At 47.0% G+C, this 13,705-nt stretch carries 13 protein-coding genes; 6 read left to right on the forward strand and 7 right to left on the reverse strand.

The features are described from left to right. Positions 1-285 precede the first annotated feature (285 nt). Entirely contained in the window at positions 286-1,833 is a 1,548-nt protein-coding gene (locus FMS18_RS13800) for an NAD(P)/FAD-dependent oxidoreductase (RefSeq protein ID WP_163295253.1), read from the forward strand. A gap of 9 nt (positions 1,834-1,842) precedes the next feature. On the opposite strand, the gene FMS18_RS13805 is transcribed toward FMS18_RS13800, so the two are convergent. From FMS18_RS13805 to FMS18_RS13830, 6 genes are all read right to left on the reverse strand, one after another. Next, on the reverse strand, positions 1,843-2,871 hold the full coding sequence (locus tag FMS18_RS13805) for an ABC transporter substrate-binding protein (RefSeq protein ID WP_163295254.1): 1,029 nt from the start codon (positions 2,869-2,871) through the stop codon (positions 1,843-1,845). Positions 2,872-3,076: 205 nt separating this feature from the next. After that, positions 3,077-3,922 carry a D-amino-acid transaminase gene (locus tag FMS18_RS13810; RefSeq protein WP_163295255.1) on the reverse strand — a complete coding sequence of 282 codons (846 nt, stop codon included), beginning with the start codon at positions 3,920-3,922 and terminating at the stop codon, positions 3,077-3,079. Between the two features lie 34 nt (positions 3,923-3,956). Then, positions 3,957-4,925 carry an N-acetyl-D-Glu racemase DgcA gene (dgcA, locus tag FMS18_RS13815; protein ID WP_163295256.1) on the reverse strand — a complete coding sequence of 323 codons (969 nt, stop codon included), beginning with the start codon at positions 4,923-4,925 and terminating at the stop codon, positions 3,957-3,959. Then, entirely contained in the window at positions 4,925-5,920 is a 996-nt protein-coding gene (dgcN, locus tag FMS18_RS13820; protein WP_163295257.1) for an N-acetyltransferase DgcN, read from the reverse strand. Before dgcN ends, dgcA begins: the two co-directional genes overlap by 1 nt. Before the next feature lie 421 nt (positions 5,921-6,341). Beyond that, positions 6,342-7,259, reverse strand: a complete 918-nt coding sequence (locus FMS18_RS13825; protein WP_163295258.1) for a cation diffusion facilitator family transporter — start codon at positions 7,257-7,259, stop codon at positions 6,342-6,344. Continuing rightward, positions 7,256-8,410: an HlyD family secretion protein gene (locus tag FMS18_RS13830; protein WP_163295259.1), complete on the reverse strand. Its 1,155-nt coding sequence runs from the start codon at positions 8,408-8,410 to the stop codon at positions 7,256-7,258. Before FMS18_RS13830 ends, FMS18_RS13825 begins: the two co-directional genes overlap by 4 nt. A gap of 303 nt (positions 8,411-8,713) precedes the next feature. Between FMS18_RS13830 and FMS18_RS13835 the strand changes: the two genes are divergently transcribed. Beyond that, positions 8,714-9,406 carry an ABC transporter substrate-binding protein gene (locus FMS18_RS13835; RefSeq protein WP_163295260.1) on the forward strand — a complete coding sequence of 231 codons (693 nt, stop codon included), beginning with the start codon at positions 8,714-8,716 and terminating at the stop codon, positions 9,404-9,406. 22 nt (positions 9,407-9,428) lie between these two features. Here FMS18_RS13835 and FMS18_RS13840 read toward each other — a convergent pair whose 3' ends face one another. Then, positions 9,429-10,181 carry an ABC transporter substrate-binding protein gene (locus FMS18_RS13840; RefSeq protein WP_163295261.1) on the reverse strand — a complete coding sequence of 251 codons (753 nt, stop codon included), beginning with the start codon at positions 10,179-10,181 and terminating at the stop codon, positions 9,429-9,431. A gap of 320 nt (positions 10,182-10,501) precedes the next feature. Between FMS18_RS13840 and FMS18_RS13845 the strand changes: the two genes are divergently transcribed. The 4 genes from FMS18_RS13845 to FMS18_RS13860 all read left to right on the forward strand — a co-directional run bounded on the left by FMS18_RS13845 (position 10,502) and on the right by FMS18_RS13860 (position 13,689). Then, positions 10,502-10,756 (forward strand): hypothetical protein, encoded by a 255-nt coding sequence (locus FMS18_RS13845; RefSeq protein ID WP_306774085.1) that lies wholly within the window; start codon positions 10,502-10,504, stop codon positions 10,754-10,756. A gap of 399 nt (positions 10,757-11,155) precedes the next feature. After that, a complete protein-coding gene (locus FMS18_RS13850; protein ID WP_163295262.1) occupies positions 11,156-11,539 on the forward strand; it encodes a RidA family protein in 384 nt (127 codons plus the stop codon). A gap of 20 nt (positions 11,540-11,559) precedes the next feature. Next, the gene (locus tag FMS18_RS13855; protein ID WP_163295263.1) at positions 11,560-12,561 is read left to right on the forward strand and encodes a D-cysteine desulfhydrase; all 1,002 of its coding nucleotides are present in this window, start codon (positions 11,560-11,562) and stop codon (positions 12,559-12,561) included. A 132-nt stretch (positions 12,562-12,693) separates the two neighbouring features. Continuing rightward, positions 12,694-13,689, forward strand: a complete 996-nt coding sequence (locus FMS18_RS13860; protein ID WP_163295264.1) for a TRAP transporter substrate-binding protein — start codon at positions 12,694-12,696, stop codon at positions 13,687-13,689. Positions 13,690-13,705 lie beyond the last annotated feature (16 nt).

Here is a 13,705-nt window from a genome sequence, read left to right on the forward strand (position 1 = left end):
CCTCGTCAACAGTTTTTTATTAATTCTTTTTTTCACATTTAGACAAACTTTACACATATTTTCACAATCCCTAAATTTTCAACTTCTAAAAATAAACTTTGCGCATATTTAAACATCAATATCCATCACAAACGACATCAAAAGACATAATTTTCAAAAAACCAGAAGCTTCTTGTCCATTTTTGAACGAGAAAAACATACCTTGGACTTCATAATTTTACGTTGACTTTAACGGGCCAGTCAGTAGAGGTAACCGGACTTCAATAATTAAAGAGGGCCGCCGTCATGAAACAGGTAAAAGTACAGATCAAAGTAACCCCCGAACAGATCAACCTTCCCGATGCCATTCGCAGGGAAGCCTTGAAAGCTGCCGGGTTGCCGGACGATAAAACCATTTCCACCCGCGTGCTGCGTCGTTCAATTGATGCCCGCTCTCGCAAGCCGCACTTTGTACTTCATGTTGCCATTGGTGACCCCGAAACCGTTGAACCGCAGGAATCAGTATTCACCCCCCTGCCTTTAAACGGTAAACAGGTGGTTATTGCCGGAGCCGGACCTGCCGGATATTTTGCAGCCCTGACTCTTCTGGAAAAAGGAATCAAACCGATCATAATTGAGCGCGGTCGCATGGTGAATGACCGCCGCAAGGACTTGAAAAAGATTTATACTGAAGGGCTGATCAACCCGGATTCCAACTACTGCTTCGGTGAAGGCGGAGCCGGAACATACTCCGACGGCAAGCTCTATACCCGAGCAACCAAACGCGGCAACGTAGGCCGCATTCTCGACCTGCTCATCGCAAACGGGGCACCGGGCGATATCCGCATTGACGCCCACCCGCACCTCGGTTCCAACGTACTGCCGCGCATTGTCAGTAAAATGCGAGACGACATCATTTCCTGCGGCGGGGAAATCCACTTTAACACCCGCGTTGACTCCTTCATCCTTGATGGAGATCGCATGACCGGCGTCCTTGCCGGGGGCAATGAAATCAAAGCCGACGCCGTCATCCTCGCCACCGGACATTCTGCGCGGGATATCTTTCATGCCCTCAATGATCAGGACATCAGAATTGAAGCCAAGCCTTTCGCATTGGGAGTTCGCATCGAACACCCCCAGCCTTTGATCGACAAAATTTTCTATCACCAGTCACCGCGTCACGAGAACCTGCCTGCCGCCAGTTACCGTATTTCAACACAGGCTATGGGCCGCGGGGTTTTCTCATTCTGCATGTGTCCGGGCGGATACATTGTTCCGGCTTCAACAGCTCCGGGAGAACTAGTCCTGAACGGCATGAGCCTTGCCGCGCGCAATGCCCCCTTTGCCAATGCCGGACTGGTAGCCGAAGTAAAGATTGAAGATCTGAATAATCCGGGCAATCCCTTTTGCGCACTGGAGTATCAGGCTGCTGCGGAAAAACAGATGTTTGCAGCCGGGGACGGCAAGACACAGCAGGCTCCGGCCCAGCGGGTCAATGATTTTATTGACGGACGAATTTCAAAATCCATCCCCAAAACATCATACATTCCCGGAGCCTACTCAGCTCCGGTGCATGAATTGCTGCCCTTCATTCAGTCAGAAGCCTTACGCAGCGGCCTCAAAGCATTAGGTAAAAAATTTAAGGGATTTGATTCCAGCGAGGCCAAAGTTCTGGCAGTTGAATCACGCACCAGCTCCCCGGTGCGCATACCCCGGGACCGCGAAACCTTTCAGCACGTGCAAATTAAAGGGCTTTTCCCTTGCGGAGAAGGTGCCGGATACGCAGGCGGAATTATTTCCGCTGCTATGGATGGAGAAAAATGCGCACAGGCTGCTGCACGGTTGCTGGGTTAAAAAAGTAAATCAGCGGATTATTCTGACCTGAAACCCTTTAGAGGCCAGAGAATCCGGAATTTTGATATTCCAACGCTTCATTTCAGGATCGCTGAACAACAACATTCCTTTTTTACCGATAACCGGCTGAATCTTTGATATTTCTTCGCCCTCTAACAGTCTTTCAACCATATTTAAAGCTTCACGGCCCTGATCAATACCGGAAAGCACATAGCCGCCGACAGCTTTACCTTTGCCCACGGAAAAATCCCAGAGGCCAAACACAGGAACAGGCGCATGTTTTGAAGTCCAACGTATAACATCATCACTTGAAATGTGGTGCCCATGCTCATCTTTAAAAATATGATAGGTGCCGATAACAATACCGGAATAACCGTCAGCGCGCGCTCTTTCCACCCTTACCTTCCAATCCTCGAAATCATTAACCAGATAAATAGAAGCGCACACTCTGGGGATATCAATATTCATATTACTGCCTAGAGATTCCCGCACAAAGACTTGCGAACTCAAGCTGTCATCCATAAGCACAAGGTATTTCCCCGGCCCTACAATTTCTTTTAGATAGGCAATGGACCGCTTAACAAGAGGCCGTTCAAAAACTCCGGTAATCTTGCGCACATTATCCACATACCCTCGAGCATTGCCATTTATCCCTAAAAAAACAACAGGGATATCCCTGTCCACAAGAAACTGCCCTAAAGACATCAGCGCGAAATCATCAGTCAAAACCACGACATCTGGTCTTTGCTCATCCAAAAGTAGCTTTACAGACCGAACCTTGTTGCCGCACGCCTCTTTATTCAGTCTTTTGAAATCAAGGTAATGGAAAACAACATCAGCCTTCCCGGAAAGCCCTTGCTTTAAAACCATGTTATGCTCTTGCACCCACTTAAAATCATGGTTGTAACTGTTAACGACTACAACACTCTTGTCCCTGGCCATGGCCGGGGAGTTCGGTGCAAAAATAAAAAGCATCAGCGCGAATAAAGTACAAAGCAACGCAGAAGTATTCTTAAGCGGATATATTATTTGTCTCATATTTATTACATACCTCAGTTAACTTATACCATAGCTGCCTCCTCTTTAACAACCTGCTCCCTTTTTCAATAAAATACCCATCGCTCAATAATCTCAATAATAAAACAGGCGGTCCACCTCAATCGAGATGGACCGCCGTTTAATCAATAAACCAGACTGCTGTCTGTTCAGGAGCGTCAACTTCCCCAAGTCGCGCAAATATAATTTAACAGGAAGCTTTGCGGCTTTCCTCAATATAAACTTCGCTGAGACGCTTGGTGACAAGGCCGGGGGTGCCATCGCCAAGCTGAACTCCGTCTACTTCAATAACCGGAGTAACAAAAGAAGTTGCCGCGGTCATAAAAGCTTCCACTGCATGCTGAGCTTCTTCAATAGTAAAAGGACGCTCTTCGACTTCCATCTTCATTTCGTCAGCAAGACGAAGCACGGACTTACGGGTAATGCCCGGAAGAATGGAATTGGTAAGGTTGCGGGTAATAATCTTCCCTTCTTTAGTAACAATGTAGGTATTGTTAGAAGAACCTTCGGTAACAAAACCGTCTTCCACCATCCATGCATCATCCTTACCTTTCTTCTTGGCTTCGGTCTTAACCAAAGAAGCAGCCAGAAGCTGCACGGTCTTGATATCACGACGCCCCCAACGGATGTCAGGAACAGAAATTACGCGCAGACCGGATTTCTCAGCAGTGAGAGTCTTAGCTTGAGTAAAGAGCACCACAGTCTGCTCAAGCCCTTCAGGCATGACAAAATCACGATCAGTGGCACCGCGGGTAACCTGAAGGTAAATCGCACCCTCTTCGAGGTTGTTGCGTTTGACTATCTCGCGATGAACTTCAAGAAGCTCATCAGCACTCATGGGCATAGCCATGCCGATTTCACCAAGGGAACGCTCAAGACGGGCCACATGGCCTTCCCATTCACAGATCTTGCCATCCACTACGGCGGTAACTTCGTAAATACCGTCCGCGAACAGAAAACCACGGTCAAAAACAGAAACCTTTGCCTCTTCTTCAGGCACGTAAGCACCATTAACAAATACAGTACGACTCATTTTATTCACTTATTCCAATATGAGAGATTAACTACTAACCCCACAAAGAACTCTGCGGGGGAAAGACAAATTTGTCATCGTATTCCAGAGGAGATTCCCTGTCTTCGGCCAAAAGCAAAGGCCCGTCAAGGTCTACGACTGCGGCACCGCCGGCCACCAGCACAGCTGGAGCCATAGCCAATGAAGAACCGACCATGCATCCGACCATAACCTGATACCCTTCAGCCAAAGTAGCCTCGCGAAGTTTCAAAGCTTCGGTCAGACCGCCGGTTTTATCCAGCTTGATGTTGATCATATCATACTTGCCTTTCAAGGAAGGCAGGGATTCGCGATCATGACAGGACTCATCAGCACAGACAGGAAGGACTCTTTCGATCTCCAGCAAAGCATCATCGTCTGAAGCAGGAAGCGGCTGTTCAACCATTTCCACGCCGAGACGAACCAGGACCGGAGCCATTTCACGATAAATATCTGCGGTCCAGCCCTCATTGGCGTCCACGATTATGCGGGCATCAGGTGCTCCCCTGCGCACCGCCTCAATGCGGGCAATATCTTCAATTCCCCCGCCCAGCTTGGTTTTAAGCAAAGGACGGGCGGCATTCTCAGCAGCCTGTTTTTCCATTGCTTCCGGGGTGCCAAGGGAAAGGGTATATGCTGTTATTTCCGGGGTAGGCTCACTGATTCCGGCAAGCTTCCAAACGGAAATCCCGGCTTTTTTAGCCTCAAGATCCCAAAGCGCGCAATCTACAGCGTTACGCGCCGCCCCGGCAGACAAAGCGGATTGCAATTCCTCATGGGTAAACGGAGTCTTCAAACCTTCAATCTGGGCAGTAACCGATTCAACGGTTTCGTTGTAACGGGCATAGGGAACGCATTCCCCGCGCCCGATGAAACCATCTTCCTCAATCTCAACCCGCAGCACAACAGCTTCAGTCCGCGATCCGCGAGCAATGGTGAAAACCTGTGCCAGCGGGAAAACGTCTTTTGTAACCGAAATCTTCATTAGCCCAGAGCCTCTACAAGACGCTGTGCACCCTGACGGAAAGGATCTACTGCCGGGATACCCATCTGTTTTTCCACTTCGGCAAGATAAGTAAGAGCCTCGTCCTCAGACATATGCTGGGTGTTGATAGAACAGGCAACAGCCTTACAATCGGAATTAACAACCTTGGCAATGGGCATAACCATTTCACGCAATTCTTCAAGAGAAGGCAGAGTATAATCAGGCAGTCCGCGCATGGTTTCACGGGTGGGCTCGTGACAGAGAATGAGAGCGTCGGGCTGGCCGCCATGGATAAGGGCCATGGTCACGCCGGAATATGAGGCATGAAAAAGGCTGCCCTGTCCTTCAATAAAATCCCAGTGATCCGCATCATTTTCAGGGGTGATATATTCGACTGATCCAGCCATGAAGTCGGCAACGACCGCATCAAGAGGTACGCCGTTTCCTTCAATAAGAATCCCGGTCTGTCCTGTGGGACGAAAAGTTGATTTACGCCCCTGTTTTTTCATTTCGCGATCCATGGCGAGAGTGGTGTACATTTTACCGACGGAACAGTCCGTACCCACGGCAAGACAACGTTTACCGGCGCGTTTTTTACCATTTGCAATGGGATACTTAACAGTAGGAATACGCACATCGTGCAAGGAACGTCCGTTTTTCTCGGCAGCCTCAACAAGCTCAGGCTGATCACACAGCAGGGTATGCAACCCGGAGGCGATATCCATACCCGCTTCAAGGGCTTCCACCAATATGGATTTCCAGCCCTCGGAAATAACTCCGCCGCGGTTAACAACACCAATAACCAGAGTTTTTGCGCCAGCTGCAGCCGCTTCTTTAATGGAAAGATCCTTAATTCCGAGATCGGCTCCGCAGTCTTCCATACGCAGCTGACCTGCAACAGCTTCAGGTCTCCAATCATAGATACCCTGAGCCATTTTCGCAGCCAGCGCATCAGGAGCATCTCCGAGAAAAAGTAAATATGGTGCTTCAAACATTGTCACTACCCCTTTATTTTATGTTTTTCATTTGGTTCTGCGGGTAAATCAATTTACGTGCCATAGTTTGGCTTAAATCTGAAAAACCTCAAAATAACGGCAAGTTAAAAAACGCAAAACCAAATCCCTCAAGAAAAGCAGCCCTAATCGGACCTCACAAATGCATAAAATTGTCTAAGGAGGACTTTTACCAGAGTTAACGTTCAACAAAAACGTTATTCATTAAATTTAATTCTAAAATTTTGCCTATTTTTTAAATTTTATACGTTTTTAATCAAAATTAAACAAAATGATTTCGCAACATATTTACATAATTGTACAGAGATCAAAACAAGTCCGCTTATAGCAACGAAAAAAGGCACTCCAAACGGAATGCCCTCAAACTCAACAAACAAAGACAATTGCAAAAGCGTAAACAAACCTATCCTTGAACGATAATCTGCGGTTCAATCGTCACTGACGAACCCGGCAGCTCAGTCTCTACAGCTGCGCGAATAGGAGCCGTAAGCCCTTCAATCTGTTCAATTGTTCGCTCTGGATTAAAACCGAGATTAATCAGAATAAACAAATCCTTACCGGATCTGCGGGCTTTGTAGCCATTAAAACCGTCATAATTGTCAAAATAGCGGGCCAAAATGCGTAGCAGTTGATAATGTTCCGGCTCCGGAATTGTACGATCCAGAATTTCGGGAAGGCTCTCCCGGATCAATCCCACAGCGATAACCACCATATAGCCGACCATGAACAAAGATCCGAAAAGATCCACCATTCGTGCGGACTTTGGGTCAGGCAGCCAAAGGGTTATCATAAGAATCGCCAGCACGATAATCGAAGCTACAGTTTTGGCAATCCTGGCGGCAATCTGCGATGATATAATTACCGAACTTTCCTTTTCATTAGAGCGGATAAAAGCAACTGAAAAATAATAATTAACCATGAGGTTGGCGGCAGCACTAAGAATGGCCAGCATCATAATACTGGTGGAAATAGGAGTGCCTGCTTCCATGGAAAATATTTTGGATAAAATATACATGCCGCTTAACAACAACCCAAAAGCCACCAGCAGATTTGTAATACGCTCAATCTTCCCGATACCATACTCGAATTCAACAAATCTTCCCCGATGGGCACGCTTGAGTACTATGTAAGAAACAATCTCAATGGTCAGCAGCAACAGAATCCTGATGACCTCGGACAATGCGGTCATGGACCCGGAAAGCAAACCGGCCACGGCAAAAAAAGCCAGAATAGCGGCATCAAGAATAATTGCCCAGAACACGGCCTTTTCCTTGGCAAGCTGATCCTGAGTTAATTTTGCAGAAACGGAAGAGCTACTCATCGCAAGAATACTCCGAAATATTGCTCCATAAGACCTATGCCCTCAAACTCCGCATAAGCTGTGCGCCCGACTCCGCAAAATTTTTCCACCCGTCCATAAAGCTGCGGGTCATCAATCAGCACCAGCACCCGCCCGTCACGCGGGGAACGGGCCTTAATACCGGCAGCAAAAAGATTGGAATGCCAAATCCCACCTGACCCCATGACCCGGCTGACTCTGCCTTCAATAAACTCTGACCTGCCGTAAAGCCGCACCTTTACCGGCTGACCGGGGCTAACCAGCTCAAGTGTAGCGTCATCCACAGCCACCTCAACCATAAGCCTGCTTCTATCTATATAAGATAGAAGCCTGTCTCCCTTACTGACCTCCGTCCCATCCTGAACATCCACTTCCCAGACCACGGCAGTCTCGGGCAGGGATACAGATGCACGGGTGTTACGGGTATTCTGTGCAGCATCAGTACCGGAAGCATTCTCAATTTCACTCATCCGCCTCTTACAGGCGAGGATGTTCTGCTCCAGATCATTTATACGCTTTTGCACCTGCAATGCACCGTCAGAAAGATCGTTGGGCAACATCCCCTGAGCGAGCATTCCCCGCCTGTGCCTTAACTGGCCCATTTCAAGCTGAGTGGATTTAACCTTTGCCTCGGCTTTTAAAAACTCCGACTCAGCCTTATCCTCATCTTCACTGGTGGCAACAGAAGCTTTTACCAGCTTGGCAATCCGGTCACGACGGTGTTTCGCCTCTTTTAAAGCTGCTTTCTCCCCTTTTATCCGAGCCGAAAGAATAGCAAGACTCTGATCAATATCCCGTATTAAACGATCCATATAGCCATCAAGTTTCCTGCGGCTTACAACCAGCCTTTCTTCAAGGGCAAGAAGCTCCCTTTCAAGAGTCTCATACTGCCCGGAAGTCCTGCGGTTACCTATCTTCAGAACCGCCCCGCCCTGCGAAACCATCCCCGGCACAATGGCCATGGCTTCCACAACTCCGTCAATTGGCGCATGGACCTCATAACGATAGGCGGTAACCACACCGTTTCGCACCACAAAACGCTGCATGTAGCTGATGATGGATGGAAGCGGAAGCAATGCGATTAAAAGCAATACAATCCAGGTAACAGACTTACGGCACAAAAAAGACTTCATGAATAGGGACTCCTTAGAAAAAGAGATTACAGCACCGTCAGTTAAACGGATGATCAGGCATACTGCCCCAGATTGCTAAAATACGTCAACAAGGAGTCATAGACGGGCTATACTAATACCATGCTTCAAAAAAACGAATCTATACATCTTATATTTAAGAATTGACCACCATCCGCGATGTGTTATTATGGCAATACTTTTCAATTTTTAGACATGGCAGGAACCATGAAAAGACTTTCCGCCGGCATACTATCTATACTTGTACTTATTGTTTTTGTTCCAGTTTCGGCACAGGAAACAGCCATGAAAATAGTATATCCTGACTTTTACCCTTTTTTCAGCCGGAACAATGAAAACAAAATGACCGGAATCTTCTACGAAATCATCAGGGAGGCTCTGGAAAAAAGGATGCATATAAAGGTAGAATGGGAAAATTTGCCATGGAAACGCTGTCAGCATAACATCAAAAACAACTTAGCAGACGCAATGATCACAACCATAACCCCTATAAGGATGGAATATTCCAGCACTCATCCATACCCACTTTTTATTCAATCAGTGAATATCTTTACGTACAAAGGGCATGAGGATTTAAAAGAAATTGAGCAACTCAAAAATTTCAATGAAATATACGAAGCGGGCTTTTCCATAATTACATATCTTGGAAACGGCTGGATTGAACGAAACGCGGAATCAATCGGCATCAAGGTCCATAAAGTAACCCAGCGCGACAAAGTATGGAAAATGCTGGCCCTGAAACGCGGTGATATAGTCATCGAATGGCCCGGAGGAGCATGGCCGGAGATACATAAATTCAATCTCAAAGAACACATCCAGCAAACAGATGCGGTGATAAACTCAGTACCCTTTCATCTGTTAATCGGAAACAAATCCCCTTACAGACACATTTTGCCGGGATTCAACATTACAATCAGGAAAATGATAGAGGACGGAACAATTCGTAAAATTACAGAGAAATACCTGCCCTCAAAATAATTTTTTATCTGGTATCAATACACTAATCTTGGTCTACCAGATATTCTTTTATGATTTTGTCCCGTGCCCCCTCAGCGATCAAAGAATCAAAAGCTTTTTGAATTCGGGCCACGAGTTCATCAGAAGTCTCTTTATTAACGGCAATGTAGTAGCCACCTTTATTGATCAACGTAAAGACCTGCTCCATATCATTTAGCTTATGCGGAGTACTTTTCATTCGGTGCGCTATACTTATTTCCGAGCCGGGAATAAGTTCAATCCGCCCCATAAACAATTTTAGAATATTCTGTTTTCCCGAATCTGCTTCATCAAAATTGATTCCATGCTTAAATCCTTTTGAAATCAGCAACTCCTCGACTGCCCCGCCGCGGACAGCACCAATTCTGTACCTTTTTAAGTCTTCAAAAGAATTGACCTTAATATGCGCATTCTTCTTTAAGCGGTACAAAACAACCCTACGCGGAAACAAGGGACCGACCCACTTGAACAAATCCTTACGCTTGTCAGTATGACTGGTCGTAAATAAAATGGTATTTTTGTTCTTCAATGTTTCATTATAAGCCCGCTTCCATGGCTTAATACTCAATTCATGCTCAATGCCAGCCCGATTAAGAATTTGAACTACAAGATCAACACTTAAACCGACCAGTTTTCCATTCTCTTCATAACTATAAGGAGCCCACTCCTCGGTCAGAGCAGTTATTTTCTCAGCACCAAAGGCAGCGACAGAATTTAAGAAAAGAATGGACAGTATTAAAAGAAACACCTTTTTCATATTTCAAGACTTCCTTAAGGGCTCAGTTTTTTCTAACCAACGTCATCCATAACCGATTATTTAAAAGTCAACAATATACGTTTCATCATTATCTATTTGACCCAAAAAAACTTGAGTGAATATATCCGCAAATTAAAATCCAAATGCACAATCCATTGCCTTTCCTACTACCCAAGTGTAGCGTTTGCTTAGATCATAATCGACCCGCAATACTGCCCAACTCTTCTCAGGATCTATTTCTATGGAAACTATCTATTCATGGGCAGTAAATGTCCCATTGTTCATTATGTCACATGCCGTCCGCAAGGTCGGTATGTCAGTTGCCCGGTAAACCATGCGTAGGATGCGGCTGGTGCTGTATCTCAGACCAGTGTGAAGTTTCACACAGAAAATACGGATATGTCCGCAGATGCCCGGACCTGCTCTGGTCTCAAGACCAAGGGCGATACATCTGCCTGTTGATGGGTCACCCGGAAGAGGGTGATGACGCTAAACGCCAGTTATTTGAAGGGGAAGGCTGCTGCGCCCCGCTCATGACCTGGCGGGATGATGTCCGCAACAGAGATCACGATTAAACCAAACAGATCAAAACAACGTAGAAAAGCCAACAAGCCGGAATTCCGGCTTGTTGGCTTTTCTAGCAATTACATATCTAAATCTCCCCAAAAACTAAAATTTCACCACTAAAAGCAATATAAAAACGCTACCAACATCACCTTAGAAACGCCCTCCAATCACCATATAGACACTTTTTTCTCTTACTAATCAGGACTGAAAACATTTTTTTGATTTAAATATACTCTTTAATTTCAACCACAAACGCACAACCCACCGTCCCCTTTTGTGAAATACAGCACATTTCTGTTGACAGCAAACCTGTCGACATATAGAAAGTACTCACGTTTTCAAAATGTCGACATTAGACAGTCGCCATTTAACAAATAAACCGAATTTCTAAACGGAGAAATTTACAGATGACCAAAAAAATCATCGACACTCCCAACGCTCCCGCCGCTATCGGCCCCTACTCTCAGGCTGTCGCAACAGGCGATCTTCTCTTTACTTCCGGCGCATTGCCCATTGATCCGGCAACCGGGAAAATGGTTGAAGGCAGCATCGAAGACCGCGCTCACCAGGTTTTTAAAAACCTCAGCGCAGTAGCAGAAGAGGCCGGAACCTCTCTGGACAATGCAGTCAAAACCACCGTCTACCTCGCTGACATTGCTGACTTTCAAGCAGTAAACGGCGTATATGGTGAATATTTTAACAAGCCCTTCCCTGCCCGTAGCGCATTTCAGGTAGCAGCACTGCCCCTCGGCTCGGACATCGAAGTTGAAGCAATCATCAACCTTAAATAATTCAAATAGAGGAAACTACTATGAACCTCGCTAAATTTTCCCGTCGTGGTTATGTTCAGTCCGCAACTCCCATCGAAGCTGCTCCGGCTTTCTCCGAAGCTCTTGGTGGTAAAGTAAACATCTTCATCAAACGTGATGACCTGCTCCCCGGTTGCTCCGGCGGTAACAAGACCCGTAAGCTCGACTTCTGCATCGCTGATGCTATCGACAACGGTGCTGACACCATCATCACCTGCGGTGCTGTTCAGTCAAACCATGCCCGCCTGACCCTTTCCTGGGCAGTAAAAGAAGGTATGGATTGCCACCTGATCCTCGAAGAGCGCGTTAAAGGCAGCTACAAACCTGAAGCTTCCGGTAATAACTTCCTCTTCCAGATCATGGGCGTTAAATCCATCGACGTAGTCCCCGGCGGCTCCGACATGATGGGCGAAATGAAAAAACTGGCTGCAAAGCTGGAAGCTGAAGGCAAAAAACCTTACATCATCCCCGGCGGCGCATCCAACACCATCGGTGCTACCGGTTATGTTTCCTGCGCAGAAGAAACCTTGCAGCAGCTCTTCGAAATGGGCCTCAACATCGACCACATGGTTGTACCTTCCGGTTCCGCAGGAACCCACGCAGGTATCGTTGTAGGTATGCACGGCTGCAACGCCAACATCCCCGTATCCGGTGTTAACGTAAGCCGTCCCAAAGACGTTCAGGAAGGCATCGTTCACAAGCTGGCAGAAGAAACTGCTGAGCGCGTAGGCGTTAAAGGCGGAATCCCCGCTGAAGCAGTTGAATGCTTTGATTCTTACGTCGGCCCCGGCTACTCCCTGCCCACCGATTCCATGGTTGAAGCTGTTAAACTTCTCGCTTCCACCGAAGGTATCCTGCTTGACCCCGTATACTCCGGTAAAGCAATGGCCGGTCTCGTAGACCTCGTCCGCAAAGGACACTTCCCCGAAGGTTCCAACGTACTCTTCCTGCATACCGGCGGCTCCCCCGCTCTTTATGCATACCTGGACACCTTCCGCGACTAAAAAATAATTAAGGGCCCGTGCTTTTTCAGTGCGGGCCTTTTAATAATGGATTAAGGTTATTAAGGTATAAGGTTCTGTAATGCGAAGCGGCACGACTCTTGTTGAATCGCTTCCACAAATGAGGAGAAATCAATGTCTCGTATTTCCGCAATGCTGATCGCTCTCGTGGCTGTTCTGGTTATGTCCACCGCCGCGTTTGCAGGTCCCACTGTAATTAAACTGGCCCACCCCAACGTTCCCCAGCATCCCATGGGTCAGGCTTTTGAAAAATTCAAAGAACTCGTTGAAACTCGCACTGACGGCAAGTTCCGTGTTGATATCTACGACAGCTCCAAATTCGGTAACTTCGACGCAGTAGTTCAGGGCCTGCAGTTCAACATGCTTCAGATGGGCTCCGCATCCACTCCGAACCTTGCACCTTTTTCCGATGATTTCCTGATCTTCGACCTGCCCTTCCTGTTCCCCACTTACGAGTCTGCCGACCTCATCACCGACGGTCCTATCGGCATGACCGCAGCTAAAGCACTGGAAAAAACCGGCATCATCGGCCTCGGCTACATTGAAATCGGTTTCCGTAACCTCTGGAACAACCAGCGCACCGTTAAGACTCTTGCTGATGCAAAAGGTCTCAAAATCCGTTCCACTCCTTCTAAAGCACACATCGCAACTCTGAAGGCTCTCGGCATCAACCCCACTCCTATTTCCTGGGGTGAAGTATACACCGCTTTGCAGCAGAAAACTGTTGACGGCATCGACATCGACCTGAACCTTGCATGGCACAACAACTTCCCCGAAGTTAACAACAACCTGACCATCGTTAACTCCCTGTACTCCCCCCACCTCGTTATGATGTCCAAGCGTTTCCTCGATTCTCTCGACGATGCTGACAAAGTCATCGTTCTCGAAGCTTTCGAAGAAGCCAAACTTTACGAGCGTAAACTCATCCGTGACGGCGAAAAAGAAATCATGGCTAAACTGGCCGACAAAGGCGTGACTGTTTACACTCTCACTCCTGAAGAACGTGCTAACTGGGCTGAAGCTACCAAAGGCGTATACACCCAGTTCGAAAAACGTATCGGTAAAGACCTGATTGAAAGAGCTAAAGCTACTATCGCAGCTGGCAAATAAAACATACGGCGGCCAC

Source organism: Desulfovibrio sp. JC022, assembly GCF_010470665.1.
In the GTDB taxonomy this organism is placed as follows: Bacteria; Desulfobacterota; Desulfovibrionia; order Desulfovibrionales; family Desulfovibrionaceae; genus Maridesulfovibrio.

Coding starts and splice junctions, on each gene's coding strand:
- FMS18_RS13835 (WP_163295260.1), top strand. CDS start 8,714: ATGAAAATAGTATATCCTGACTTTTACCCTTTTTTCAGCCGGAACAAT.
- FMS18_RS13830 (WP_163295259.1), bottom strand. CDS start 8,410: ATGAAGTCTTTTTTGTGCCGTAAGTCTGTTACCTGGATTGTATTGCTT.
- FMS18_RS13805 (WP_163295254.1), bottom strand. CDS start 2,871: ATGAGACAAATAATATATCCGCTTAAGAATACTTCTGCGTTGCTTTGT.
- FMS18_RS13860 (WP_163295264.1), top strand. CDS start 12,694: ATGTCTCGTATTTCCGCAATGCTGATCGCTCTCGTGGCTGTTCTGGTT.
- FMS18_RS13855 (WP_163295263.1), top strand. CDS start 11,560: ATGAACCTCGCTAAATTTTCCCGTCGTGGTTATGTTCAGTCCGCAACT.
- FMS18_RS13825 (WP_163295258.1), bottom strand. CDS start 7,259: ATGAGTAGCTCTTCCGTTTCTGCAAAATTAACTCAGGATCAGCTTGCC.
- dgcN (WP_163295257.1), bottom strand. CDS start 5,920: ATGTTTGAAGCACCATATTTACTTTTTCTCGGAGATGCTCCTGATGCG.
- FMS18_RS13800 (WP_163295253.1), top strand. CDS start 286: ATGAAACAGGTAAAAGTACAGATCAAAGTAACCCCCGAACAGATCAAC.
- FMS18_RS13850 (WP_163295262.1), top strand. CDS start 11,156: ATGACCAAAAAAATCATCGACACTCCCAACGCTCCCGCCGCTATCGGC.
- dgcA (WP_163295256.1), bottom strand. CDS start 4,925: ATGAAGATTTCGGTTACAAAAGACGTTTTCCCGCTGGCACAGGTTTTC.
- FMS18_RS13840 (WP_163295261.1), bottom strand. CDS start 10,181: ATGAAAAAGGTGTTTCTTTTAATACTGTCCATTCTTTTCTTAAATTCT.
- FMS18_RS13810 (WP_163295255.1), bottom strand. CDS start 3,922: ATGAGTCGTACTGTATTTGTTAATGGTGCTTACGTGCCTGAAGAAGAG.